The following is a 24048-nucleotide window of genomic DNA, read 5'->3' as shown; positions in this document are numbered from 1 at the left end:
CGACCGGAGTGCGCCCGGCCCCCGCGCTGCCGCCCCGCGGCTCCGGCTCGGGCGGGCCGGCCGCGGGTGGCATGGCTGGGGTGACGCGCCGGTCCGGTGGTGGCCGGGCGGCCCGTCCGGCGTCCGGGGGAGGAAAGGGCCACCCATCGCCATCGCCTTCCGTCCGCCTTCGCACCGGAAACGCCCGGACCGCCGGCAGCCGGTGCGGCATCACCGGTGTACGTGACAACCGGAACGGTGACTCCACTGTGGCACCTCCCGACCACGCCTCGCAACCGGCAAGTTGAAAATTGCAAGTGACCACGTGCATGCTGCTCCTCGCGGCAGCGTGGCCGTGAGTGCCCGTGTCACCTCGGCCCATGAGACGGTGACCCGGGAACTTTCCGAGCGAGCGAGGGAGCGGGGCGTGCGGGCGGAGACCGACTGGGGCGGTGCCCCCTCCGTTCTGCGCATGATCCTCGGCAAGCAGCTGGAGGAGCTGCGCTCCCGGGCCGGGCTGTCCTTCGAGGAGGCGGGCGAGGCCATCGGGGTCAGCCACTCCACGATCCGCCGCATGGAGGCCGCCAAGGTGGCCCGGCTGCGGCTGACCGACGCGGAGAAGCTCCTCCAGGTCTACGGGGTGACCGACCAGCAGGAGATCGACACCTTCCTGAAGTCGGTCCGCGAGGCGAACAAGCGCGGCTGGTGGCACACCTACCGCGATGTCATGCCGGACTGGTACGCCGCCTATCTGAGCCTGGAGCAGGCGGCGTTGCAGATCCGGGCCTACGAGAGCGCGTTCGTCCACGGGCTGCTCCAGACCGAGGCGTACGCGCGCGCCCTGCTGGGCGCCGGCAATCCGCACGCCCCGGCCGAGGCCACCGAGCGCCGGGTGGCGCTGCGGATGCGCCGGCAGGCGCTGCTCACCCGGCCGGCGCCGCCCCGGGTGTGGGTGGTGCTGGACGAGACGGTGCTGCGCTGGCCGGTCGGCGGGCCGGAGGTGATGCGCGCGCAGCTCGGGCATCTCATCGAGGTCAACCGGCTGCCGCATGTGACGGTGCAGCTCATGCCGTTCACCAACGGGCCGCATCCGGCCATGCGGGCGGGCGCGTACCAGCTGTTCCGGTTCCGGGCCCGCGAACTGCCCGACGTGGTCTACCTCGACGGCCTGGTGGGCGCCGTCTACCTCGACAAGGCCGACGACGTGGTGGTGTACCGGGAGGCGCTGGACCGGCTGGGCGCCCAGGCGACGCCGGCCGCCCGCACCGAGGCCGCGCTCGACGCGCTGCGCAAGGAGCTGTGAGGGTGCGGCCGCGGACCCGTGCGGGCCTGCCGTGCCCGGAGCCGGGTGGACCGGAGGGGTCCGGCCGTCACGACGGGTGCGTCGAGGTGCGGCGGCTGGCCGACGGGCGGGTGGCGATGCGCCGGTCGACCGACCCGGACGGGCCGGAACTGGTCTTCCCGGCGGACGAGATGGCGCGCTTCGTGTCGGGCGTGAAAGCCGGTGCCGCCGACTTTCTGCTGTGAAGTGTGCTTTCTTTGTTGAGCGTTGGCCCGAACCTCACGACCTGTATGGGAGACATGACGGTGCCCGACAACGGATGGCCCGCTGACCGCATCGACACCGACCACGCGCACTCGGCGCGGATCTACGACTACATCCTGGGCGGCAAGGACTACTACCCGGCGGACCAGGAGGCGGGCGACGCCATGGCCCGGGAGTGGCCCGCCCTGCCGGTCCACATGCGCGCCAACCGGGACTGGATGAACCGGGCGGTGCGCTGGCTCGCCGAGACCGCCGGGATGCGTCAGTTCCTGGACGTCGGCACGGGCATCCCCACCTCCCCCAACCTCCATGAGATCGCCCAGGCGGTGGCGCCCGACGCCCGGGTGGTCTACGTCGACAACGATCCCATCGTGCTCACCCTCTCCCAGGGGCTGCTGGCCAGTACGCCGGAGGGCAGGACGTCGTACCTGGAGGCCGACTTCCGGGATCCGGCGGCCATTCTCGACGCGCCGGAACTGCGCGAGACCCTCGACCTGAGCCGTCCGGTGGCGCTGACGGTGATCGCCATCGTGCACTTCATGCTGGACGCGGACGACGCGGTGGGTGTGGTGCGCCGGCTCCTCGAGCCGCTGCCGTCGGGCAGTTACCTGGCGATGTCGATCGGCACCGCGGAGTTCGCCCCCGCGGAGGTGGCCCGGGTGGCCCGGGAGTACGCGGCCCGCGACATGCCGATGCGGCTGCGCACCCTGGCCGAGGCCGACGAGTTCTTCGAGGGTCTGGAGCTGGTCGAGCCGGGCATCGTGCAGGTGCACAAGTGGCACCCGGACGGCGCCGGTGAGCAGGGCATCCGCGACGAGGACATCGCGATGTACGGGGCGGTCGCCCGCAAGCCGTGACGTCTCCGCGGGGGCGCCGGACACCGCCGGCCCGTGCGGCCCCGGTGGGCGCCCCCGCCCCGGCGGGCCGCACCCGTCTCTGGCAAGCTGACGGTGTGACAGCGCCCGAGACAGTGCACGCCCCCGCGTTCTCCCAGATCACCCGGCCCGAGGAGCTCTCCTCGGCACTGCGCCGGGAACTGCTCGCCTGCTGGGCGGCGGTGGCCAACGCCGGCGGTGCGGTCATCCCGGCGGACTGCCCGCTGCCGCCGGTGTCGCCGGCCCATCTCGCGCCGGCCCTGGACCGGCTGGCCGGGAGCCTCGCTCCCCACCGCGCCCGGCTGGTCGTGGCCACCGTCGACGGCGCTCTCGTGGGCTGGCTGCTGGTGCGCCGCGAGGCGCATCCGCTGGAGGCGCACTGCGGTGTCGTCAACCACGTCCAGACCCAGGTGTCGGCGCGCGGTCTGGGTATCGGGGCGGCGCTGATGCGGTACGCCCGGGACGTGGCCCGCGACGAGCTGGGCCTGGAGCGGCTGAAGCTGACGGTGCGGGCCGGCCTCGGCCTTGAGGACTTCTACCGCAAGGCCGGCTGGACGGAGGTCGGCCGGTGGCCGGGGGCGCTGCGGGTGGCGCCCGGCGACGACCGCGACGAGATCCTGATGGCCCTGGCCCTCGGAGACGGGCGCCCCGCCCGGGGCTGACCGCCGACGGGTTCAGTCCTTGACCGCCACCAGCACACAGCTGTCCCCGAACTGCCAGACCGGCGTGACGTGCCGGAAGCCCGCCCGGCGCAGCAACTCGGCGTGCCGGCCGAGCGAGAGGTCCGCCGCGCCGGCGTTGCCGCCCCCGGCCGGCCGGCGCCGCTCGCGCTCGGCGAACAGGTCGGCGAGTTCCGGGTCCCGGGCCGCCTCGGCCCACCAGGACCGCCAGTCCTCGTGGGTGTGCGCACCCGTCCGCTCGGCGCGCCGGCGTCCCACGTGCGCGGTCAGGCCGGCGCAGGGCGTCGCGGCCGGCGGGAAGTGGTCGCCGTTGACCAGGATCCCGCCGGGCCGCAGCAGCGCGGCGAGGGCCCGGTAGGTGTCCAGGAGTGTGGGTTCGTCGAGATAGTGCAGGGCGGTGGTGGAGACGGCGGCGTCCAGGCCGCGACGCAGTTCCAGGGTCTCGGTCCAGCCGTCCGCGCCGATCACGGTGTCCACGTACCGGGCGGCGTCGGCGTGATGGGTGCGCCCCAGCTCCAGCAGCAGGGGGTCCATGTCCACGGCGACGATCTCGGCGTCCGGCAGCCGGTGGGCGAGCCGGGCGGACAGTGAGCCGGGTCCGCAGCCGAGGTCGAGCAGGAGCGGCCGGGGGTCCGCCGTCGCCGTGACGTGCTCGACGACGTCCGCGATCACCGTGAACCGCTCCTCGCGGTCCACCGCGTAGCGCCGCTGCTGCCGCTCCCAGCGCTCCACCCACGCCCTGGCCGTTCCCATGCTCACGCCCATCTGGTCGCGCCACCTCTTCCGTTCCGCACCCGTACCGTCCGTGGCAGAAATCTACAGGTGGAAACGGTTATCACTTACCACTCGGGGCGGCGGCCGAGGAGGCGGGGGGGTACACGCGTCGCTCATTCCCCTGCCAGGCACCCGTGCCGCCGAGCCTCGCCCCGCCCCCGGTACCGGCCCCTCTGCCATCCTGGGCATGTGCACCAGCCCGTCGCCATCACTCCCGACGCCCCCGTCACCGTCCACGTCCCGCTGCTCACCCAGCAGTGGCTCGACCTCTGCTTCCTGCACTGGGCCGTCGAACCGGGCCTGGTGGCACCGCTGTTGCCGCGCGGGACGGTTCCCGACACCCACGACGGGCTCACCTACGCCGGTCTCGTGGCCTTCCGGATGCACCGGGTCGGCTGGCTCGGGCTGCCCGGTGTGCCGTACCTCGGTTCGTTCCCGGAGACCAATGTCCGGCTGTACTCGGTCGACGCGCACGGCCGGCGCGGGGTCGTGTTCCGGTCGATGGACGCCGCCCGGCTGCTGCCGGTGGTGATGGGCCGGGCCGGGTTCCGGCTGCCGTACCTGTGGTCCCGGATGCGGGTCCGCACCGACGGTGACGTCGTCACGTACACCAGCGCGCGGCGCTGGCCGGGGCCGCGCGGGGCGTTCAGCCGGATCGCCGTGCGCAAGGGTGAACGTCTGCGGGAGCCGACGGAGCTGGAGCACTTCCTCACCGCTCGCTGGGGCATGCACAACGCGTTCTTCGGCGGGGCGGCGTACCTGCCCAGTGTGCACCCCCGCTGGCCGCTGTACCGGGCCGAGTTGCTGGGGTGCGAGGAGAACCTGCTGACCGCCGGCGGTCTGCCCGCGCCGCAGGGTCCGCCGGTGAGTGTGCTGTACTCCCCCGGCGTACCGGTGCGGTTCGGCCGGCCGGTGCGTCCGGCGGGCATCCCGACGCCCTGACCGCCGTCAGGAGGCGTCCCGCCCCGTCTCCAGCGGCGGGGCCGCCACCGGGCAGTGCATCCGGCACTCGGGGCGGCTCTCCTCGGGCCGCGCCGGGGTGCGTACGGCCGTCCAGGCGATCAGGGCGCCCGCGACGAGCAGCCCCGCGCAGACCGGCAGCGCGGAGTGGAAGGCCGCGTCGAACTCCCGGGGATCGCGGTACGCGTCCGGGCCCATGCCGGTCAGCAGCGGCAGCGCCGCCACCGCCAGCAGGCCCGCCGCGCGGGCGGCCGCGTTGTTGATGCCGAGCACGGTGGTGAGCAGCACCCAGCGGCCCACGGCCGTACCCGTGCGCACGCCGCCGGCGGTCGTCCGGTCCGCCTGTGGCGGCCGGGGTCTCTCCCTGCCGCTGCCCATGCCCATGCCCATGCCCATGCCCGGATCATCCCCGCACCGCGCCCGCACGGCCGGCCTGCCCCGCCCGGGGCCGGCGGAAAAGCCGTTGCCGCCAGTCGGCGGCGCTCGGTCGGACGCCCCTCATGAGCGGCACCGGTCGCTCCCGCGGCGGTGATCGGCTTCAGGTGCGTGGGGGGGGCGGGTCGCCCGGCGGGGACGGACCGGACAGGTGCGCCCGTCAGCCCGTACTCCCCCCGTCGCCCTCGCGCGGGTCGTCGGTGATGCACACCGCGGCCCGCGTCCGTTTGCCCACCGGTTCCCGGTCCACCTCGAAGCTCTGGGAGACGGCCAGGACGATCTCCAGCCCGTGCTGGCCGACCCGGCCCGGGTCGGTGGTCCGGGCCACCGGCAGGCCCGGGTCGCTGTCCCGGACCGTCACCTCCACCTGCCCGCCGACCAGTTCCAGGTCGACCAGCGCCGGACCGGACGTGTGCTTGCAGGCGTTCGTCAGCAGTTCGCTGACCACCAGCTGCACCGCCTGCGCGGCACGGTCGGGCACCCGGTATCCGTGATCGTTCTCCAGCCGCAGCAAAAAGGCGCGTGCCAGCTCCCGCGCCCGCGCGACATCGCCCGGTACACCCTCGTACGCCGCCGACATCCAGACCAGCCCGTCCTGGAGCCGGTTCTCGTCCCGGGCAGCCCCGTTCTGGGCAGCCTTGTTCATCCGATCCGCCCGCTTCCTGAGCTCTGACCGCTACGGCAGCCGTCTACCCAGAAAAATCCGGAACCATCAGACTCCGGCCGTCTCCGGTCACCCCTGTGCGGAGACGCAACTCCTCGATCACCCGTCAGGAGACCGCACGGCCGGACGGGCGGGGCCGCGCGGCCCGGGCGAGGTTGTTGTAGACACGTCTCAGATGCTTGGCCGCGGGACACGGGGTCGCGTCCGCGCGGCACTGGCGGCAACTGCGCTGGTGCGACTCGTACTCCTCGCGCGCTCGGTCGAGGGGCTGATTTAAGGACGGCATGCGGGACTCCTGGGGGGAGGGCAGGGAGACACCGCGGACCACACGCGACGGGACCTCGGGGGCCGCGGCAAGGGGGTGACGGCCTCGGAAGTTGCCTGAGGCTCTCACCTGCAATGATGATCTTGTTACTGCGGGTACGGCAAGGCGCGGCCGATCACATGAAGGTCACGACCCCGCCCGCCGCGTTGACAGCTCGTTTTCCGAGGTCCGTCGCGGGAACCCGGGACCCCGCTGTCGAAGAAAGGTCCTTGCCGTGAACCAGCCGCACCCCGCCCACCGGCATCCGCAGCCCGAGTTCCCCGCCCAGGAGCAGCCCCATCCCGGCTGGACCGGCCCCATGGACCCGCCCCCGGACCACGGCGAGCAGTCCTACCGGGGCAGTGGCCGGCTCGACGGCCGCAAGGCCGTGATCACCGGCGGGGACTCGGGGATCGGCCGGGCGGTGGCGCTGGCCTTCGCCCGCGAGGGCGCCGACGTGCTCTTCACCCACCTGGCCGAGGAGAAGGACGACGCCGCGGAGACCGCCCGGTGGATCGAGGACGCCGGGCGCCGCGCCGTCCCCGTCTCCTGCGACATCCGCGAGGAGGACCAGTGCCGGGCCCTCGTCGAACGGGCCGTCGACACGTTCGGCCGGATCGACGTCCTCGTGAACAACGCGGCGTACCAGATGGCCCAGCCGGACGGCATCGAGGCGATCGGGACGGAGCAGTTCGACCGGGTGATGCGCACCAACCTCTACGGCATGTTCTGGCTGTCGAAGTTCGCGCTGCCGCACATCCCCGAGGGCGGCAGCATCATCAACTCCGCGTCCGTGCAGGCGTACAAGCCCAGTCCGCAACTGCTCGACTACGCGATGTCGAAGGGGGCCATCGTCACCTTCACCCAGGGGCTGGCCCAGATGGTGATCGACCGGGGCGTGCGGGTCAACGCCGTCGCCCCGGGACCGGTGTGGACCCCGCTGATCCCCGCGACACTGCCGGACACCGTGGAGTTCGGCGCCCAGGCACCGATCGGCCGGCCGGCCCAGCCGGCCGAGATGGCACCCGCCTATGTCTTCCTGGCCTCGCCGGAGGCGTCCTACATCACCGCGGAGATCGTGAACGCGACCGGTGGCACCCCGCTGCCGTAACCGGTCGGCGCACACGCGGGCCCGTCGTCAGTCGGGCGCCGCGCCCCGGGCCCGCGCCACGCCGAACCCGTCCAGGTAGTCGCGGACGTGGACCAGGAGTCCGTCCCGCACCCGCAGGACCAGCAGGCCGGGGACGGTGACGGTGCCGCCGCCGGGCAGTGCGGCCACCACCACCTGCTCCGCGATGAGCACGTCCGGGGCGAGGGTCTCGTGCACGGTGATGTCCGCGATCTCCTTCACCTGTACCGGACTTGCGCCCCAGGCCGCCCGGTATCCCGCACGGACCGCTTCCCGGCCCTCGAAACGCGGCGGGAAGCCGGGGGCTGGTGAAGGGGAACTCGTGCACCGCGTCGACGGCGTACAGCTCCGCCAGGTCGTCCGGTGACTTGTCCCGCATGGCCTGGTGGTAGCGGGCCAGCACCTCGCGCGGGGTACGGACGGACCGCGTCGTCGGACCGGACAAGGTGACCGCCTCATCGACTCGACCGGTGGGGAGTCGTGACGATAGGGCCGCCCGCCGTCTCGGTCAACAGCCCCGATCGGTGGCGGCCCGGCCCGTGGCGGTCCGGCCCGTGGCGGCCTGCCGCCTGGCAGGATGTCGGCGATCACGGCGAGACGAGCGAGGCGAGGGGGACGGCCGTGGCCGTAATGGTGGTGCCGACGAACGTCCGGTGGGCGCGATGACGGGGACTGACCAGGCCGGCGCGCGGTCCCGGCCGGGACTGCTGGTGGTGCAGCACACGCCCGGCGGCGGGCCGGGGCGGTTCGGTGACTGGCTGTCGGCGGACGGCGTACCGCTCGACACGGTGCACGCCTACGCCGGCGACCCGCTCCCCCGGCGCCTGACCCACCCGGGCCTGCTGGTGCTCGGCGGCGGCTACCTCCCGGACGACGACGCCCGCGCCCCCTGGCTCGCCGCCACCCGGGGCCTGGTCACCGAGGCGCTGCGCCGGGGGACGCCGGTGTTCGGCATCTGTCTCGGCGGGCAGCTCCTCGCCCAGGCCGCGGGCGGAACCGTACAAGGGTGTTACGGCACACCGGAGTTCGGCAGCACGCCGCTGACCCTGCGGCCGCAGACGGCGGGCGATCCGCTGTTCGGAGGGCTGCCGCGCCGGGTGACGGCCGTCGAGCGGCACGTGGACGCGGTCACCGCGCTGCCGCCGGGTGCGGTGTGGCTGATGGAGAGCGAGTCCTGTCCGTACCAGGCGTTCCGGGTCGGCGAGGCCGCCTGGGGAGTGCAGTTCCACCCCGAGGCGGACGCGGCCCGGGTGCGTGCGTGGGATCCGGAGGGACTGCGGGCGCGCGGGCTGGACCCGCACGGAGTGGTCCGTACGGTGGAGCGGGACGAGGACGCCGCCACCCCGGTCTGGCGCGAGGTGGCCCGGCGCTTCGCCGCGCTGGTCCGCGGGCACGCCCGCGAACGCACCCGCTCCTGAAACCGACGGACCGGGCGGACGATCGGTCCAGGTGGCCCATCGGGCCCGGCAGGCCGGAAGAGGCGAACACCGGCCCCGGAGATCAGAACGGCCGTACGTCCGGCCGGGGTTCGCCCCGCTCTCGTGGTTCCGCCGGCGCGACGAGGTGGTCCGGTACGGCTTCCGGGTCGATCAGCCGGTTGAGCCGGCCGGGGACGTCGAAGCCGATCAGCACCACCACCACCAGCGTCAGCGTGAAGGTGAGGACCGCCAGCGACTGGCCCAGGGACATCCCCGAGGCGAGCCGGGCACCCAGTACCGGGGCCACCGCGCCGCCCAGCGCGCCCACGTTGTAGGTGAAGCCGAGGGAGGCGGCGCGCGTCTCGGTCGGGAAGTGTCCGGCGATGTACTTGGGCAGCAGCCCGGAGATGCCCTGCATGCAGGCGAGCAGCAGGAAGAGCAGCAGGCCCAGGCCGATGGGGCTGTCGTGGACGGCGAAGACGGGGAACACGAACGCCGTGCCGGCCAGCAGGGTCCAGCCGTACGTCCGGCGGGTGCCGAACCGGTCGCCGAGGAAGCCGGTGGCGACGCAGCCGGCCATGGTGCCGAATCCGGCGAAGTAGAGGGCGTCGCTGACCTGTCCGGGGGTGTAGCCGAGCTCGGTCTTGAGGTAGGTGGGCAGCAGGGCCTGCACCGGCCAGCTGTAGAGGAACGCGCAGAACACGGTGACGCACAGCGCGACGAACAGCAACCACCTTTTACGTCCGCCCAGTTGGACGGCGAACGCGGTCAGACAGCCGGCGGCGACGACCGACAGCACCGGCACCAGGCCCGCCCCGAGCGGGGTGAACACCGCGAAGAGCGATGCGGTGGCGGCGACGGTCAGCACCGTGTTGACCGTGGCCCGGCGCGGGCCGGCGAACAGCGGCCGGAAGGGGTTGGGCCGTTCGGCGGCGGCGCCGACCCGCTCCGCCCAGTCGTCGGCCTCGGGCAGCGCCCGGCGGACCCACAGCGCGACGGCCACGGGCAGCAGACCGATGTAGAACAGCCAGCGCCAGCCGTGGCCCGGCACCACCTGTTCGTAGACCTCGGCGGCCAGCACGCCGCCGAGCGAGAAGCCGGAGATCAGGAAGCCCGAGGCCCGGTTGCGCAGCCGGGCCGGCCAGCTCTCCAGGACGTAGGTGGCGCTGGCGCTGTACTCCCCCGCCATGCCCATGCCGATCAGCAGCCGGGCGGTGAACAGACTGGTGTAGTTCCAGGCGAAGCCGCAGGCGAAGGTGCCGACGGAGTACAGCAGGATGCTGGCCACCATGGCGCTCTTGCGGCCGAACCGGTCGCCGAGGGCGCCGAGCACGGCGCCGCCGAGCCAGCGGGTGATGAAGGCGCCGGAGACCAGACTCGCGGACTCGACGGCGGACAGGCCGAAGTCGTCGGCGATCTCGGTCAGCACCAGGGTGATCAGGACGAAGTCGAAGCCGTCCAGCAGGTATCCGATCCAGGCGGCGAAGAAGGACTTCCACTTCTGCCGGTTGAGCTCCCGGTACCAGGGCGGGGCGGTGGCGGGGGTGCGCGGGGACGGCATGGCGGCTCCGATGCGGGTGGGTGTTACAGCAGTCCGGCGCCGGCGAGGCGGTCGCGGACGCGGGCCACGGCCGGCTCGTCGAGCGGGACCTGCGGGGCGGCGGTCGCGGGGCAGTCGATGAGGCCGAGGAGGTGGGCCGCGGCCTTGAAGGCGCCGAGGGCGGAGGAACCGGCGCCCATCCGGGCCGGGTCGCCCGCCTCGGTGAGCGCGAACAGGGCGGCCAGCCGGTCCTGTTCGGCCCTGGCGAGCTCCCAGTCGCCGGCGACGGCGGCCTCGTAGAGGCGTACGTAGCCGCGGGCGTCCACGTTGCCGAGGCCGGGTACGACCCCGTCCGCGCCCGCCAGCAGGGCGCCGTCCACGGTGAGTTCGGAGCCGGTGAGCACTGAGAAACCGGCGGTGCGGCGGCGCGGGTCGAGCAGCAGGCGGCGCAGTGCGCCCTCGTCGCCGCTGGAGTCCTTGAGGCCGGCGAGGGTGCCGTCGGCGGCGAGGGCGAGCAGCACCTCGCGGGGCAGCTTGGTGTGGACGGCGGCCGGGATGTCGTAGGCGAACAGCGGCCGACCGGCGGCGGCGCGGACGCGGCGGAAGTGGTCGGCGATCTCGACGGGGTGGGTGCGGGCGTAGAACGGCGCCGTGGCGACCAGGGCGTCGGCGCCCGCCCGGACGGCGTCGGCGGCCCGGTCCAGTACCCGGGGCGTGGTCGTCTCGATGACCCCGGCCAGCACGGGGACCCGGCCGGCCACGGCGGCCACGGCCGTCTCCAGTACGGTGCGCCGCTGGGCGTCGGTCAGGTAGGCGGCCTCGCCGCTGGAACCGAGCAGGAACACTCCCTGCACGCCGGCCTCGATGAGATGGCCGGTGAGCCGGCGCAATGAGGCGGTGTCCACCTCTCCCGCCGGGGTGAGCGGGGTGAGGACCGGGGGGACGACGCCTCGCAGGGGCGCGGGAAAGGGCATGCGTGCTCCAGATCGGGCAGTTCCCCGTACCGGTCCCGAACCGTTTCGATCAGCTCGGGCTCGGGCTCGGTGGGGAGCGGATCGCCGGGGCCGAGACCCCGCTCGACGATCAGGATGCCATCGGTCGCCGCGCGCGCCGAGGAGAAGACCGCGCCCGCGCGGAGAGTCGCGCGGCGCTGGAGGCCGGGCCCGGCACCCGTCCCGCAGCCCGCGGCCAGCGGGCCGGGTGCCGGGTGCCGTGCGAGGAGCTCACCGCGCGGCGCGGGGCACGCACGTCAGAGGCCCGTCCGGCCCGCTGGAGCGCGGGGGGACGGGCCTGGCGGGGCCGGTGTTCAGTCCTTGTCGACGTGCTCGCGCAGGATCTCGCCGTTGCTCGCGTCGACGTCGTAGGTCGTCTTGTTCCAGTTGTCGGTGGTGACGACGTCGACGGACCAGATCAGCTTCTGGTCGTCGTTCTCGTCCAGTTTCACGGCGGTGACGGTGCCGTCGGTCTTGTCGGTGGCCGCCTTCGCCGCCTGCTCGGCGGTCTGGTCGGCCTGGCTCAGCCGGTCGGCGATCTCGCTCTTGTCGTCGGCGTCCTGGTCGGCGTCGGCCTGGGAGCGGAACACCTTGCCGGTGACGGCGTCGATGTCGACGTCGCGCACGGTGCCGTCGGACGCGGCCACCTTGGCCGCCCAGACCGGGGAGCCGGCCGACGGCGTGGCCGCGGGGCTGCTGGCGCCGGGCGAGGCGGAGCCGGAGGGGCTCGCGCTCTCGTCCGAGGCCTTGGTCAGTTCGATCTCGGTGAGCTTGCCGCCGGAGACCTCCTTGACCGCGGTGTCGGCCGCCTTGTCCCAAGTCACCTTGGCCTTGGGCACCAGCGCCTCGCGCTCGGCCTGGTCGTCGGTGAGGGACGTGGCGGTGGAGGACGGGCTGGTCGCGGAACCCGACGGCGAGGTGGTGGCACCGGAGGGACTGCCGGTGCCGGCGGACGGGCTGGTCGGGGCCGCGGCGGCCACGTCGGCACGCGTCGTTTCCGCGCCGGCGCAGGCGGTCAGCAACAGGGCGGACGTTCCCAGGGCACAGAACGCGGCCGCCGTACGGGGGGAGAGAAGACGTCGCACAGAACTCATGTGATTTTCGGTATCACCGGCGGGGTCCCGTCACGCCGAGCGACACCGGAAACCACCTCAACGGCCGATGACGTCACCCTCGATGAGCGGCTACCCGGCCCAGGAGCAGGCCCAGGCGTTCATGCCCTGGATCGCGGCCAGCCGCTCGGCGACGGCGATCTGCTCGGCGCGGCTGGCGAGGTCGGCCCGGGGCGCGTACTTGAGCCCGCCGGCCGCCGCCCAGCTGGACTGCTTGAACTGGAGCCCGCCGTAGTGGCCGTTTCCGGTGTTGGCCTTCCAGTTGCCGCTGGACTCGCACCGCGCGATGCCGTCCCAGTCGGTGCCGTAGGAGCCGAGGGAGCCGGCCGCGGCGGCGGTCGGGGCGGCCAGCGCGGCGGCGGTCGTCAGCGTGACCAGAACGCACCGGACACCGCGCAGGGCGGCGGGACCGTGCTGTGTCTTCTCATCGTTTCGTGACCACATCATGGACGGACTGTTACACGAGGTGACGGAGAGTGCCGGGCGACGCTCGGTCACCGTACGCCGGCCGGGTCGCTGGAACGCCGACTCGGGGGAACCCTGGTCCGCATGAGCAAGACAGCACTGGTCGTCATCGACATGATCAACACCTATGACCACAAGGACGCCGAGCAACTGATCCCCTCGGCCGCCTCCGTGGTTCCGGTCCTGACCGGTCTGCTGCGGCGGGCCCGGGCCGCGGAGGCGCCCGTGATCTACGTCAACGACAACTTCGGCGAGTGGCGCTCGCACCACGGCGAACTGCTCGACACGGCCCTCGCCGGACCGCACGCCGACCTCGTCGAACCGCTGCGCCCCGACGACGCGTCGCTCTTCGTGCTCAAGGCCAGGCACTCGATCTTCTTCGAGACCCCGCTGACCTATCTGACGCACCAGCTGGGCATCGGGGAGCTGGTGCTGTGCGGGCAGGTCACCGAGCAGTGCGTTCTGTACTCCGCCCTCGACGCGCACATCCGCCACCTGGACGTCGTCGTTCCCCGGGACGCCGTCGCCCACATCCACCCGGACCTCGCGGACGCCGCCCTGCGGATGATGGAACGCAACATGGGAGCCCGGGTGTGCGACAGCCGGGAGCTGTGGGCCTGAACGGCCGCGCGGGGACAGGACCGTTCGGTCGGCACCGAAACGTCCGCCGGTTAATGTACATGCCATGTACGTCACCTCGGGCGATGCCTCAGCCGACCCCGCGGCCGCCGCGTGACGCCGGTCGAGATGGCCGCCGTACTCGGCTCCGGGATGCTGGCCGGCGCCCTGAACGCCGTCGTCGGCTCGGGCACGCTGGTCACCTTCCCGGTGCTGCTCGCCGTCGGCCTGCCGCCGGTCACCGCCACGGTGTCCAACGCGCTCGGGCTGGTGCCCGGTTCGGTCGGCGCCTCGGTCGGCTACCGGCGCGAGCTGACCGGGCAGCGCCGACGGGTCCTGCGGCTGCTGGCCGCCGCGCTGCCGGGCGGGCTGGTCGGCGCCACGCTGCTGCTGGCCCTGCCGTCGGCGGCGTTCGACGCGATCGTGCCCGTCCTGGTGGGCCTGGCGCTGCTGCTGGTCGCGGTCCAGCCGCTGACCGGCAGGTGGGTGCGGGGGCGGGCGGGGAGCCGCCGCGCCGCCGGGTCCGCGCTGTACACCGGCCTCGCCCTGACCAGTGTCTACGGCGGCTACTTCTCCGCCGCGCAGGGCACCCTCTACCTGTCGCTGATGGGGCTGTGTCTGGACGAGCGGCTGCAACGCCTCAACGCGTTCAAGAACGTGCTGGTGGCCGGGGTGAACACGGTCGCCGCGCTGTTCTTCCTGTGCGCCGCGGACTTCGACTGGACGGCGGTCGGGCTGATCGCGGTGGGCTCGGCGGTCGGCGGGCGGTTCGGCGCCGGGGTGGGGCACCGGCTGCGCCCCGGGGTGCTGCGCGCCGTCATCCTGGTCTGGGGTGCCGTCGCCCTGGCCCACCTGCTGCTGCGCTGACCGGGGCGGTCACGGTGTGACGATCGCGAACCGGGGGTCGGGCCGCTCCATGAGCCCGCCGAACGTGACCAGTGCCGCCACCTCGCCCGTCACCGCGATCCGCCCCGCGCCGATCGCGTCGGTGAAGGTGGTCCGGCGGCCGACCACCTCGTCGAGGACGGACCGCGCCAGCCGCAGGGTGACGTCCGGGGCCTCGCCCCGGGGCGCGTCGCCGGGCATCGGGGTGAGCGCGCCGTTGGACAGCAACAGGGTCCAGACCTCCGCCTCGTCCGGTGCCGGCCGGGTGATCTCCCAGCGCAGCAGCAGCCGGCCGGCCCGGGCGGCGCGCGGGCCGTCGACGCGTACGGCCATGGACTGGAAGATCTGCTCGGCGGTCAGCGCGGCGACGAGGTCCGGGGCGCCCCGGCCGGCCCCGACCCGGACGCCGTCGCGCAGTTCGGCGGCGCCGGTCAGATAGAAGTTGCGCCACGGACCGCACTCGGAGCCGTGGCCGAGCCGGGTGAAGGTGTCCGCCTGGAGGGCCCGCGCCTCGGCGTGGCCGGGGTCGGCGAACAGGACGTGGTTCAGCACCTCGGCGACCCACCGCAGGTCGCCCTCGTCGTACGACGCCCGCGCCTTGGCCACCACGGCGTCCGCGCCGCCCATGAAATCCACGTAGCGCACGGCCGCTTCGCGCGGCGGGTGCTGCCACAGGTGGGCGGGGTTGCCGTCGAACCAGCCCAGGTAGCGCTGGTAGACGGCCTTGGCGTTGTGGCTGAGGGAGCCGTAGTGGCCGCCGATGTGGGCGGCGTCCGCCAGCGCGGGCGGGAAGCGCAGTTCCTCGGCGATCTCGGCGCCGGTGCGCCCGGCGTTGATGAGGCGTACGCACTGGTCGTGCAGGTAGGCGTAGGCGTCGCGCTGTTCCTCCAGGAAGCGTACGGCGCGGTCCTGGCCCCAGGTGGGCCAGTGGTGGGAGGCGAAGACCGTGTCGGTGCCGGCGGCGAACAGGCGCAGCGTCTCGGTGAGGTAGCGGGCCCAGGCGCTGGGGTCGCGGACCAGGGCGCCGCGCAGGGTGAGCACGTTGTGCAGGGTGTGGCAGGCGTTCTCGGCGACGCACAGCAGGCGCAGGGCGGGGAAGTGGATGTTCATCTCCGCCGGTGCCTCGGTGCCGGGGGTGAGCTGGAAGACCATGCGGATGCCGTCGACGGTCTCGGTCTGCCCGGTGGCGCGGATGTCGACGGTGGGGGCGATCAGGCCGACGCTGCCCCGGGAGGTGGTCTGGCCGAGGCCGCAGCCGATCTGTCCCGCCGGGCCGGTGGGCAGCGCGGTGCCGTACATGTAGCCGGAGCGGCGGGCCATCGCGGGTCCGGTGATGACGTTCTCGCCGGCCGCGTGCTCCAGGAAGCCGGCGGGCGCCAGCACCGGCAGGCGGCCGGCGGCGGCGGCGGCCGGGTCGGCGACGCCGCGCACCCCGCCGAAGTGGTCGATGTGCGAGTGGGTGTAGAGGACGCCGGTGACCGGGCGGTCGCCGCGGTGCTCCCGGTACAGGGCGAGGGCGGCGGCGGCCACCTCGGCGCTGATCAGCGGGTCGATGACGAGCACGCCCCGGTCGCCCTCGACGAAGGTGATGTTGGACAGGTCCAGGCCGCGCACCTGGTAGACGCCGGGCACCACCTCGTACAGGCCCTGCCGGGCGGTGAGCCGGCTCTGCCGCCACAGGCCCGGGTGGGCGGTGGGCGGGCAGTCGGCGGCCAGGAAGGCGTAGGCGTCCGCGTCCCAGACGGTACGGCCGTCCGCGTCGCGTACGACACCGGGGGTCAGGCGGGCGATGAAGCCGCGGTCGGCGTCTTCGGGGGTGGGCGGGGTGGTGCTGCCGGGCATGTGGGGTCCTCAGTGGTGCGGGGGTGAACGGTCAGGCCAGTGTGGCCAGTTGGCGGGCGATGCCGTTGCGCTGGATCTCGGAGGTGCCGGTCAGGACGCGGAACATACGCGTCTTGCGGAACAGGTACTCGATCTCGTTGCCCTGGGTGAGTCCTTCCTTGCCGTGGATCTGCACGGCCTGGTCGAGGATGCGGAAGGCGGCCTCGGCGACGAACAGCTTGCACAGGAAGGCTTCGGTGCGCACGTCCTCGCCGCGGTCCAGCGCGGCCAGCGCGGCGTAGGTCATCGACCGGGCGGCGTACAGGTCGGCGGCCATGTCGGCCAGCTTGTGCTGGATGGCCTGGAGCGCCATCAGGGGCTGTCCGTCGACGGTGCGGGTGAGGGCGCGGTCGCGGCTGAGCCGCAGGGCGCGGCGGGCGGCGCCGAGGGCGCTCGGGCAGTGCAGGAGGCGGTTGACGGTGACCCGGCCGAGCGCGATGCGCAGGCCCCGGCCCTCCTCGCCGAGCAGGTTGGCGGCGGGGACCCGGCAGTCCTCCAGCACGATGTCGCTCTCGATGTGCTCGCCCGACATGGGGGTGGCGCCCTCGGCGACCCGGCAGCCGGGGCTGTCCAGGTCGACGAAGAAGGCGGAGTAGGTGTCGTCGGTGCCGGCCATCCGGGCCACGACGATGGCGAAGTCCGCGAACGGCCCGGCGGAGCTGAACACCTTGTGCCCGGTGAGCCGGTAGGCGTCGCCGTCCCGGACGGCGGTGGTGCGCATGGCCCGCACGTCGGAGCCCGCGTCGGTCTCGGTGAGGGAGAAGCAGCAGGCGCGCTCGCCGCGCACCAGCGGCAGGAGGTAGGTGTCCCGCTGGTGGCCGGTGGCGTGCCGCAGGATGTCGCCGGCCCGCAGCGGGCCGCCCATGTCGCCGAGGACACTGTGGCCGAGCACTCGCCCGCTCGCCCCGACCTCTTCCTTGAGGGTGGCGAGCTGGGTGTGGGTCAGGCCCTGGCCGCCGTACTCCTCGGGCAGGTGGATGCCGTAGAAGCCCAGCTCGCGGCTGCGCTTCCAGACGGGTTCCAGGTCGGCGCGGGTGAGGCGGGAGTCGTGGGTGATGCCGTTGGCCCGTTCGTAGGCGGCGAGTTCGTTGTCCAGGTAGTCGCGGAGGCGGTCGACGAGGGCGGCCAGGCGCGGGCCGTCGGGGACGGGGCGGAAGGAGAAGGTCATGGGGTGGGACTCCGGGGTTCGAGGGGCTCTTCGAGGAGGTCAGTGCACGCGGCGGTCGGTGTGTGCCCAGTAGGGTTCGCGGACGGCCTTGCGGTCGAGCTTGCCGTTGCGGTTGTGCGGGAGTCCGGTGACGAAGTCGACCGAGCGGGGCTTCTTGAAGCGGTCCAGGCGGGCGGCGCAGAAGTCGGTGATCTCCTCGGCGGTGACTTTCGTGCCCGGCCGGGTCACCACCACCGCCTTGACGGCCTCGCCCCACTGGTCGTCCGGTACGCCGATGACACACACCTCCCGCACGGCGGGGTGCTCGTACAGGACGGTCTCCACCTCGGTGCTGTAGATGTTGAAGCCGCCGGAGATGATCATGTCCTTCTTGCGGTCGACGAGGAACAGGTAGCCGTCCTCGCGCATCCAGGCCAGGTCGCCGGTGTGCACCCAGCCGTCGCGGAAGGTCTGGGCGGTCAGTTCGGGCGCCTTCCAGTAGCGGCTGACGCAGTCCGGGCCGCGCACGATGATCTCGCCGACCTCGCGCGGCGGCAGGGCGCGACCCCGCTCGTCCACGACCCGGACCTCGGTGTCGTAGGCGGCCCGGCCGCAGGACTGGAGGAGTTCGGGGTCCTCGGTGACGGCGCGGGCGATGTCGGCGCTGGAGAGGCCGGCCACCACGCTGGTGGTCTCGGCCAGTCCGTAGCCCTGGGCGACGACCGGGCCGAACCGGGCCACCGCGTCGCGCAGCCGCTGGGGGGAGACGGGGGCGCCGCCGATCCGGACGCTGCGCAGGCTGGACAGGTCGCGGCCGGCGGCGCCGGGGTGGGCGAGCACCGCGTTGAGCATGGCCGGGACCAGGAAGGTGGCGGTGATCCGCTCGCGCTCCACGGTGTCCAGGAACGCCTCGGCGCCCCAGGTGGGCAGGACGTGCGTGGTGGAGCCGCCGAAGACGCCGGCCAGCAGGACCATGCCGGTGGCGTGGGTGATGGGACCGCAGGCCAGGTAGCGGGTGTCGGGGCGGGGGCGGGACTCGTCGTTCATCAGGGTCTTGCGCATGTTGGCGAGCCGGTTGCCGGCGGTCTGCACCGCCGCCTTGAGTGAACCCGTCGAGCCCGAGGTGAAGTTGAGCACGGCGGGCGCGTCCTCGGCGGTGTCCACGGCGACCGGTTCGGTGTCGCCCTCGGCGAGCAACTCGTCGTAGCCGAGGGCTTCTTCGGTTACGGCGTCCAGGGCGACCGGCAGACAACCGGTGCCGGCCGCCGCGATCGCCGCGAGGGCGTCCTCGCGGTGCGCCGCGTCGAAGACCAGGGCGCGGACGGGGGCGTCGCGCAGGATGTGCTCGATCTCGCCGCGGCCGAGCCGGGCGTTGACCGGGACGCGGACCACTCCGGCCTTGTAGAGGGCGAATTCGACCTCGACCAGCTCGCCCCGGTTCCAGGCGAGGGAGGCGACCGCGTCGTCCGGGCCGATGCCCCGGCGCACCAGCGCGGAGGCCAGCCGGTTGGCGCGCTCCTCCAGCGCGGCGTAGCTCCACGTCCGGTCGCCGCAGACCAGGGCCGGATGGCCGGGCCAGTGGCGGGCGCTGCGCGTGAGGTAGATACCGAGGTTCACCGGCCCACTCCTGAATAGATTGAATGTTTCCAGACAGACTGTTCGGTAACGAGTGGGGTGTCAAGAGTTCGTACACTGACCGGATGGCCGAGGACAGACGTATCCGCAAGACGCGCCGGGCGCTGCGCGACGCCCTGGTGGAACTGGTACTGGAGCGGGGGTTCACGGCGCTGAGCGTCGAGGACATCACCCAGCGCGCCGACGTGGCGCGCGCGACCTTCTACAGCCACTTCCGCGACAAGGACGAGCTGTTCGCCCGCGTCACCCGGGATCTGCTGGACGAACTCGACGAGCGGCTGCGCCCGGCGGTGGCCAGGAGCGCCGTCGGTTTCACCGGCGAGCCGGTGCTCCTGATGCTGGGCCACGCCCGCGAGGAGCGCGACCTGTACCGGATCGTGCTGCGCGGCGAGGGGGACGGCAAGCCGCTGCGGATGTTCACCGAGGCGTGCGCCCGGGTGGCCGCCGAGGAGTTCCGGGGGCGCTCCGAGCGCAACGCGGTGGAGCCGCGGATCGACGCCGGACTGCTGGCCCGGGTCTGGGTCGGGGAGCAGGTGGCGGTGCTCCAGTGGTGGGTGGAGCAGGAGGCGGTGCCGATGCCCGCCGAGGAGGTGGTGCGGATGCTGCTGGACCTCGCGCTGCGCGGCCGGTACTGGGCCACCGGCTTCGACCTCCCGGCCTGACGGGGTGTCCGTCAGCCCTCGCCGCCGAGTGCCCGCGCGTCCCGGCCGGGCCGGACGGCGACCGTCGCCACCGCACCGCACAGGGCGAGCACCAGGGCGGAGACCAGGAAAGCGGCCGCGTATCCGGCGGTCTCGGTGGCCGCGCCGTCCACCAGCCGGCCGGTGAGGTAGGGCACGAACATGCCCGGCAGCGTGCCGGTGGCGGCGACGACGCCGAAGACGGCACCGCGCCGGGCGGCGGGGACGACAGCGGCCGTGGTGACGTAGTGCAGCGGCAGGGCGACCGAGTGGCAGGCGAACGCCACGGCGATCAGGGCGAGTTGGAGCGGGACCGAGGACGCGAACGGCAGCGGGGCGAGGGCCGCGGCCGACACCAGGACCGCGCCGCCCTGGGCCAGTCCGTCGGCGGCCGGTCCGCAGCGGCCCCGCCGCCGACGCCGGTCCAGCAGCGCGGGCACGGTCAGCAGCAGCACCAGGCTGAGCACGGAGACGGCACTGACCATGCCGGACGCCCGTTTCGCGGTCATGTCCAGCTCGGTGCGCAGATAGACCGGCAGCCAGGCGCTGGAGAGGGCGAGCGCCCAGTGCGAGCCGAAGGCGCTCAGGATGCCGCCGACGACGGTACGGCTGCGCAGCAGACGCGAGAGCGGGGGCGGCGGCGTGGTGGCGGCGGGCCGCTCGGCGGTCGGCGCGGGCGCCTTCCCGGGCCGCTCGGCATAGGGGCCGTCCCGGCCGATCAGGTACCACAGCGCGCACCACGCGGCGCTGGTGACCGCCAGGGCGACGAACGCCGAGCGCCAGCCGAAGTCGACGATGAGCCAGGTCAGGATGGGTGCCGAGACGGCCGTGCCGAGGGCGGCGCCGCCGATCTGGAGGGCTGAGGGCATCCCACGCCGGCCCGGCGGGAACCAGGCGTACAGGGCGTGCATCGACATCGAGGCGGCGGGCCCCTCGGCGGCGCCGAGCAGCAGCCGGCCGGCGATCAGGGCCGGTACCGAGGCCAGCAGGGCGGGCAGTTGGGCGACCGCCCACAGGGCCGCCATGACCAGCAGCAGGGTGCGCGTCGACCACCTCGCCGAGAGCAGCCCGACGACCAGGCCGGTGACGCTGAACAGGACGTAGAACGCGCTGGAGACCAGGCCGTAGGTGCTCTTGCCGATGCCGAGGTCGTCCATGAGCGGCACGGCGGCCAGGCCCAGGACGGACTTGTCGGCGTAGTTGATCATCATGAAGGCGACGACCATGCCGAGGATCAGCCAGGAACGGCGCCGGTCGAAGGGCGGATCGTCCACCGGCCCCGGGCCGGTGGGGGTGCGGGCGGGAACGGGGCGGACGACCACGGCGACTCCACGGTGAGTTTCCAGACTGGTTGTTCATTAACTTGCCTCTAGTTCGGCAACGTAAGTTCTGGTGGGTGGCCGGGTCAACGGTCCGGACGGGGTCTGGTGGTTCCGCCCTGCCGTGCCGGATGCTGTTTCCGGATGCCGGTGGGCACGCGGCGAGGCACGGGAGGTGCCGGTGAGCGACGGCCAGGAGAGCGCGCGGAAGGTCGACCGGGGGCGGGAGCGGCCGGGGTGCCCGGTCAGCCGGGCCGCCGACGGGACCTGGCAGGTGCACGATTACGAGGCGGCCCGGGAGGTGCTGCGCGGGCCGGGCACCGTGCAGGCCGGGCTCGGCATCGAGACGGTGGAGAAGCTGCCGCCCCGCGTCCGCCGGCCGGTGCTCTACCGGGACGGGCCCGAGCACCGCGAGCACCGCCGGCAGACCGCGCGCTTCTTCACCCCGCGCCGGGTGGACGAGCACTACCGGGAGCTGATGGTGCGGATCGCCGACGAGCAGGTGGCCAAGGTGCGCGCGGCAGCGCCCGGCGCGGTTCCGCTGAGCGATCTGGCGTTCGAGCTGGCCATCGGGGTGGTCAGCGAGGTGATCGGGCTGCGGTACGGCCGGCCCGGGGTCCGCCGGCGGCTGGAGCGCTTCTTCCCCGCGGAGTTCGGCGAGCCCGGCCTGACCAGTGCCCGGGGCCTGTACTGGCTGGTGCGGCAGAACGTCAACTGGCTGCGCGTGCACCTCGCCGACGTGCGCCCCGCGATCCGCGCCCACCGCCGCCACCCGCACGACGACCTGATCTCCCACCTGCTCGACGAGGGCTGCTCGGACGCGGAGATCCTCGGCGAGTGCCTGACCTTCGCGGCGGCCGGGATGGTCACCACCCGCGAGTTCATCTGCCTGGCCGCCTGGCACCTGTTCACCGACGACGCGCTGCTGGCCCGCTACCGGGCGGCGGACGAGGCCGGACGGCTGGCCGTCCTGGAGGAACTGCTGCGCCTGGAACCGGTGGTGGCGCGGCTGCGCCGCCGGGCCACCACCGCCCTGGAGCTGCGCACCCCGCGCGGACCGGCCGCCGTACGGGCCGGTGAGTACGTGGAGCTGTTCCTGGACGACGCCAACACCGACCCGGGCGCGGTCGGCGCCGACCCGCTGCTGGTGCGGCCGGACCGGGAGCCGGTCTTCGGGCCGGGCCGGTCCGGGCTGACCTTCGGCGACGGGCCGCACCGGTGTCCGGGCGCGCACATCGCCGTACTGGAGAGCGACATCTTCCTCAGCCGGCTGACCGCCCTGGACGGCGTCCGGATGGCCGCGCCGCCCCGGGTCGCCTTCCGGGACGCGATCGGCGGGTACGAGATCCGGGGGCTGACCGTCGCGGTGCGCTGAGCGGACGGCCGGTGGAGCGTCGGGCAGGGCTCGCACCTGCATCTCCCCGCGGGAAGCGGGGCGTCTTGGCCTTGGACCACCAACGCGCGGAGCGGACACCCGGTGCAGCGGCGCCCTGTTCCGGGCACGACACTAACCCGGTGCCGGCGACCCCGCACTTCCGTGCCCATCGGCGGCCTTTTAGCGTGAACCCCATGCACAACGAAACGAACCCCGGCGGTCCGGCCGGCCGGCTGCTGCGCGAGCTGCCGCCCGGCCGGGTGCTGACCGGCCCGGACGCCACCGCCCGCTACGCCCACGACGAGGCCGAATGGGCGCCGCACGGCACGCCGCTGGCCGTGGTCCGTCCGCACACCGCCGAGGAGGTCCAGCGGGTGGTCCGGATCTGCCGGGACCACGGGGTGCCGGTGGTGACCCGGGGCGCGGGCACCGGTCTGTCGGGCGGCGCCAACGCGGTGGACGGCTGTGTGGTGCTGACCACCGAGGCGATGACCGCCATCAAGGAACTCGACCCGGTCGAGCGGCTCGCCGTGGTCGAACCCGGTGTGGTCAACGAGACCCTGCGCACCGCCTGCGCCGAACAGGGTCTGTGGTACCCGCCGGACCCGGCCAGCGCGCCCTGGTCGACGATCGGCGGCAACGTCGCCACCAACGCGGGCGGCCTGTGCTGTGTGAAGTACGGGGTGACCCGCGACTACGTGCTCGGGCTCCAGTTCGTCACGGCCGCCGGCGACCTGGTCCGGGTCGGCCGGCGCACCGCCAAGGGCGTCGCCGGGTACGACCTGACCGGCCTGCTGGTGGGCTCCGAGGGCACCCTCGGGGTGATCACGGAGGTGACGGTACGGCTGCGCCCGCGGCGGCAGCCCGAGCACACCGTCGCCGGGTACTTCTCCTCGATCGTGGACGCCGGCCGGGCGGTCGCCGCGGTGGCCGCCGCCGGGCTGACCCCGTCCGCCCTGGAACTGGTCGACCGGCACTGCCTGGAAGCCGTCGACGCCTGGAAGCACATGGGCCTGTCCACCGAGGCGGAGGTGGTGCTGCTGGGCCGCACCGACGCGCCGGGCGCGGCCGGTGAGCAGGAGGCCGAGGAGATGCGGCGCTGCTTCGAGGCGGGCGGGGCCACCTACGCCGTCCGCTCCACCGACCAGACCGAGGCGGACGCCCTGTTCGACGCCCGGCGGCTGGCCTACCCGGCGCTGGAGCGGCTCGGCCCGGTGCTCACCGAGGACATCTGCGTGCCCAAGGCGGCGGTGCCCGAGATGCTGGGCCGCATCCACGCGATCGCCGAGCGGCACGACACCCTGATCGCCAACATCGCGCACGCCGGCGACGGCAATCTGCACCCGCTGCTGATCACCCCGCCCGGCGACGAGGCGGCCCGCGCACGGGCCCAGGCCGCCTTCCACGAGATCATCGCCGAGGCCCTGGAGCTGGGCGGCACGGTCACCGGCGAGCACGGGGTGGGGCTGTTGAAGCGGGACGGGCTGAGCGCCGAGCTGGGCCCGGAGGTGCTGGCTCTGAACCGGGCCGTGAAGGACGCGCTGGACCCGCTCCACCTGTTCAACCCGGGGAAGGTCGTCACGTACACCGCATAGCGCCCGGGGACGCAGGTGGCGGCGCGGCCGTCCCTTGCCG

General features: G+C 73.6%; 23 protein-coding genes, 1 tRNA gene and 1 pseudogene. 12 read left to right on the top strand and 13 right to left on the bottom strand.

What is annotated here, in order from left to right:
• The first annotated feature begins 406 nt into the window (after positions 1–406).
• The 4 genes from ACTT8P_RS33410 (at position 407) to ACTT8P_RS33395 (ending at position 3062) form a co-directional block, all read left to right on the top strand.
• The gene (locus ACTT8P_RS33410; protein WP_442835539.1) at positions 407–1282 is read left to right on the top strand and encodes a helix-turn-helix domain-containing protein; all 876 of its coding nucleotides are present in this window, start codon (positions 407–409) and stop codon (positions 1280–1282) included.
• A gap of 2 nt (positions 1283–1284) precedes the next feature.
• On the top strand, positions 1285–1506 hold the full coding sequence (locus tag ACTT8P_RS33405; RefSeq protein WP_442835538.1) for a DUF397 domain-containing protein: 222 nt from the start codon (positions 1285–1287) through the stop codon (positions 1504–1506).
• A gap of 60 nt (positions 1507–1566) precedes the next feature.
• Positions 1567–2382 carry an SAM-dependent methyltransferase gene (locus ACTT8P_RS33400; RefSeq protein WP_442835537.1) on the top strand — a complete coding sequence of 272 codons (816 nt, stop codon included), beginning with the start codon at positions 1567–1569 and terminating at the stop codon, positions 2380–2382.
• Positions 2383–2477: 95 nt separating this feature from the next.
• A complete protein-coding gene (locus ACTT8P_RS33395; RefSeq protein ID WP_442835536.1) occupies positions 2478–3062 on the top strand; it encodes a GNAT family N-acetyltransferase in 585 nt (194 codons plus the stop codon).
• 12 nt (positions 3063–3074) lie between these two features.
• On the opposite strand, the gene ACTT8P_RS33390 is transcribed toward ACTT8P_RS33395, so the two are convergent.
• Positions 3075–3845: a class I SAM-dependent methyltransferase gene (locus ACTT8P_RS33390; RefSeq protein WP_442835535.1), complete on the bottom strand. Its 771-nt coding sequence runs from the start codon at positions 3843–3845 to the stop codon at positions 3075–3077.
• A 198-nt stretch (positions 3846–4043) separates the two neighbouring features.
• On the opposite strand from ACTT8P_RS33390, the gene ACTT8P_RS33385 reads away from it, so the two are divergent.
• Complete coding sequence (locus ACTT8P_RS33385) at positions 4044–4796, top strand: YqjF family protein (protein ID WP_442835534.1); 753 nt, start codon at positions 4044–4046, stop codon at positions 4794–4796.
• Between the two features lie 6 nt (positions 4797–4802).
• On the opposite strand, the pseudogene ACTT8P_RS33380 reads toward ACTT8P_RS33385, so the two are convergent.
• Together ACTT8P_RS33380 and ACTT8P_RS33375 are read right to left on the bottom strand one after the other, a co-directional pair.
• Positions 4803–5081, bottom strand: a pseudogene (locus ACTT8P_RS33380) (MFS transporter); the annotation flags it as partial.
• Between the two features lie 328 nt (positions 5082–5409).
• Positions 5410–5895, bottom strand: a complete 486-nt coding sequence (locus ACTT8P_RS33375) for an ATP-binding protein (protein WP_442835533.1) — start codon at positions 5893–5895, stop codon at positions 5410–5412.
• A 557-nt stretch (positions 5896–6452) separates the two neighbouring features.
• Between ACTT8P_RS33375 and ACTT8P_RS33370 the strand changes: the two genes are divergently transcribed.
• Positions 6453–7328, top strand: coding sequence for an SDR family oxidoreductase (locus ACTT8P_RS33370; protein WP_442835532.1), 876 nt, complete (start codon positions 6453–6455; stop codon positions 7326–7328).
• Between the two features lie 27 nt (positions 7329–7355).
• Here the strand turns inward: ACTT8P_RS33370 and ACTT8P_RS33365 are convergent, their stop codons facing one another.
• Complete coding sequence (locus ACTT8P_RS33365) at positions 7356–7805, bottom strand: nuclear transport factor 2 family protein (RefSeq protein WP_442835531.1); 450 nt, start codon at positions 7803–7805, stop codon at positions 7356–7358.
• Between the two features lie 203 nt (positions 7806–8008).
• Between ACTT8P_RS33365 and ACTT8P_RS33360 the strand changes: the two genes are divergently transcribed.
• Entirely contained in the window at positions 8009–8764 is a 756-nt protein-coding gene (locus ACTT8P_RS33360; RefSeq protein ID WP_442835530.1) for a type 1 glutamine amidotransferase, read from the top strand.
• A gap of 82 nt (positions 8765–8846) precedes the next feature.
• On the opposite strand, the gene ACTT8P_RS33355 is transcribed toward ACTT8P_RS33360, so the two are convergent.
• From ACTT8P_RS33355 to ACTT8P_RS33340, 4 genes are all read right to left on the bottom strand, one after another.
• Positions 8847–10325 (bottom strand): sialate:H+ symport family MFS transporter, encoded by a 1479-nt coding sequence (locus tag ACTT8P_RS33355; protein ID WP_442835529.1) that lies wholly within the window; start codon positions 10323–10325, stop codon positions 8847–8849.
• A 23-nt stretch (positions 10326–10348) separates the two neighbouring features.
• Positions 10349–11278, bottom strand: a complete 930-nt coding sequence (locus ACTT8P_RS33350; RefSeq protein ID WP_442835528.1) for a dihydrodipicolinate synthase family protein — start codon at positions 11276–11278, stop codon at positions 10349–10351.
• A gap of 332 nt (positions 11279–11610) precedes the next feature.
• Positions 11611–12390 carry a PepSY domain-containing protein gene (locus ACTT8P_RS33345; protein WP_442835527.1) on the bottom strand — a complete coding sequence of 260 codons (780 nt, stop codon included), beginning with the start codon at positions 12388–12390 and terminating at the stop codon, positions 11611–11613.
• 90 nt (positions 12391–12480) lie between these two features.
• A complete protein-coding gene (locus ACTT8P_RS33340; protein ID WP_442835526.1) occupies positions 12481–12855 on the bottom strand; it encodes a transglycosylase family protein in 375 nt (124 codons plus the stop codon).
• A gap of 102 nt (positions 12856–12957) precedes the next feature.
• Here ACTT8P_RS33340 and ACTT8P_RS33335 point away from each other — a divergent pair, with 102 nt between their 5' ends.
• The gene (locus ACTT8P_RS33335; RefSeq protein WP_442835525.1) at positions 12958–13494 is read left to right on the top strand and encodes a cysteine hydrolase family protein; all 537 of its coding nucleotides are present in this window, start codon (positions 12958–12960) and stop codon (positions 13492–13494) included.
• A 126-nt stretch (positions 13495–13620) separates the two neighbouring features.
• A complete protein-coding gene (locus ACTT8P_RS33330) occupies positions 13621–14358 on the top strand; it encodes a sulfite exporter TauE/SafE family protein (RefSeq protein WP_442835524.1) in 738 nt (245 codons plus the stop codon).
• Between the two features lie 9 nt (positions 14359–14367).
• Here ACTT8P_RS33330 and ACTT8P_RS33325 read toward each other — a convergent pair whose 3' ends face one another.
• Genes ACTT8P_RS33325 through ACTT8P_RS33315 form a run of 3 tightly spaced genes read right to left on the bottom strand, consistent with a single transcriptional unit; the run spans position 14368 to position 19021 of the window.
• Positions 14368–16218: an alkyl/aryl-sulfatase gene (locus tag ACTT8P_RS33325; protein WP_442835523.1), complete on the bottom strand. Its 1851-nt coding sequence runs from the start codon at positions 16216–16218 to the stop codon at positions 14368–14370.
• 31 nt (positions 16219–16249) lie between these two features.
• The gene (locus tag ACTT8P_RS33320) at positions 16250–17425 is read right to left on the bottom strand and encodes an acyl-CoA dehydrogenase family protein (protein ID WP_442835522.1); all 1176 of its coding nucleotides are present in this window, start codon (positions 17423–17425) and stop codon (positions 16250–16252) included.
• Between the two features lie 39 nt (positions 17426–17464).
• On the bottom strand, positions 17465–19021 hold the full coding sequence (locus tag ACTT8P_RS33315; protein WP_442835521.1) for a class I adenylate-forming enzyme family protein: 1557 nt from the start codon (positions 19019–19021) through the stop codon (positions 17465–17467).
• An 83-nt stretch (positions 19022–19104) separates the two neighbouring features.
• Between ACTT8P_RS33315 and ACTT8P_RS33310 the strand changes: the two genes are divergently transcribed.
• Positions 19105–19701 carry a TetR/AcrR family transcriptional regulator gene (locus ACTT8P_RS33310; RefSeq protein WP_442835520.1) on the top strand — a complete coding sequence of 199 codons (597 nt, stop codon included), beginning with the start codon at positions 19105–19107 and terminating at the stop codon, positions 19699–19701.
• A gap of 11 nt (positions 19702–19712) precedes the next feature.
• On the opposite strand, the gene ACTT8P_RS33305 is transcribed toward ACTT8P_RS33310, so the two are convergent.
• Positions 19713–21041, bottom strand: coding sequence for an MFS transporter (locus ACTT8P_RS33305; RefSeq protein WP_442835519.1), 1329 nt, complete (start codon positions 21039–21041; stop codon positions 19713–19715).
• A gap of 178 nt (positions 21042–21219) precedes the next feature.
• On the opposite strand from ACTT8P_RS33305, the gene ACTT8P_RS33300 reads away from it, so the two are divergent.
• On the top strand, positions 21220–22413 hold the full coding sequence (locus tag ACTT8P_RS33300; protein WP_442835518.1) for a cytochrome P450: 1194 nt from the start codon (positions 21220–21222) through the stop codon (positions 22411–22413).
• A 12-nt stretch (positions 22414–22425) separates the two neighbouring features.
• On the opposite strand, the gene ACTT8P_RS33295 is transcribed toward ACTT8P_RS33300, so the two are convergent.
• Positions 22426–22499, bottom strand: a tRNA-Gly gene (locus ACTT8P_RS33295).
• 108 nt (positions 22500–22607) lie between these two features.
• Between ACTT8P_RS33295 and ACTT8P_RS33290 the strand changes: the two genes are divergently transcribed.
• Positions 22608–24008, top strand: coding sequence for an FAD-binding oxidoreductase (locus tag ACTT8P_RS33290; RefSeq protein WP_442835517.1), 1401 nt, complete (start codon positions 22608–22610; stop codon positions 24006–24008).
• Positions 24009–24048 lie beyond the last annotated feature (40 nt).

It is taken from the genome of Streptomyces sp. JW3, assembly GCF_052216785.1.
Classification (GTDB): Bacteria; Actinomycetota; Actinomycetes; order Streptomycetales; family Streptomycetaceae; genus Streptomyces.
This window is presented reverse-complemented; position numbering and strand designations above follow the sequence as displayed.

Excerpts from the sequence above, each read along its gene's own strand:
- ACTT8P_RS33335 (WP_442835525.1), top strand. The coding sequence starts at position 12,958 with ATGAGCAAGACAGCACTGGTCGTCATCGACATGATCAACACCTATGAC.
- ACTT8P_RS33310 (WP_442835520.1), top strand. The coding sequence starts at position 19,105 with ATGGCCGAGGACAGACGTATCCGCAAGACGCGCCGGGCGCTGCGCGAC.
- ACTT8P_RS33390 (WP_442835535.1), bottom strand. The coding sequence starts at position 3,845 with ATGGGCGTGAGCATGGGAACGGCCAGGGCGTGGGTGGAGCGCTGGGAG.
- ACTT8P_RS33360 (WP_442835530.1), top strand. The coding sequence starts at position 8,009 with ATGACGGGGACTGACCAGGCCGGCGCGCGGTCCCGGCCGGGACTGCTG.
- ACTT8P_RS33290 (WP_442835517.1), top strand. The coding sequence starts at position 22,608 with ATGCACAACGAAACGAACCCCGGCGGTCCGGCCGGCCGGCTGCTGCGC.
- ACTT8P_RS33365 (WP_442835531.1), bottom strand. The coding sequence starts at position 7,805 with ATGAGGCGGTCACCTTGTCCGGTCCGACGACGCGGTCCGTCCGTACCC.
- ACTT8P_RS33345 (WP_442835527.1), bottom strand. The coding sequence starts at position 12,390 with ATGAGTTCTGTGCGACGTCTTCTCTCCCCCCGTACGGCGGCCGCGTTC.
- ACTT8P_RS33375 (WP_442835533.1), bottom strand. The coding sequence starts at position 5,895 with ATGAACAAGGCTGCCCAGAACGGGGCTGCCCGGGACGAGAACCGGCTC.
- ACTT8P_RS33355 (WP_442835529.1), bottom strand. The coding sequence starts at position 10,325 with ATGCCGTCCCCGCGCACCCCCGCCACCGCCCCGCCCTGGTACCGGGAG.
- ACTT8P_RS33320 (WP_442835522.1), bottom strand. The coding sequence starts at position 17,425 with ATGACCTTCTCCTTCCGCCCCGTCCCCGACGGCCCGCGCCTGGCCGCC.
- ACTT8P_RS33325 (WP_442835523.1), bottom strand. The coding sequence starts at position 16,218 with ATGCCCGGCAGCACCACCCCGCCCACCCCCGAAGACGCCGACCGCGGC.
- ACTT8P_RS33350 (WP_442835528.1), bottom strand. The coding sequence starts at position 11,278 with ATGCCCTTTCCCGCGCCCCTGCGAGGCGTCGTCCCCCCGGTCCTCACC.
- ACTT8P_RS33330 (WP_442835524.1), top strand. The coding sequence starts at position 13,621 with ATGGCCGCCGTACTCGGCTCCGGGATGCTGGCCGGCGCCCTGAACGCC.
- ACTT8P_RS33340 (WP_442835526.1), bottom strand. The coding sequence starts at position 12,855 with ATGATGTGGTCACGAAACGATGAGAAGACACAGCACGGTCCCGCCGCC.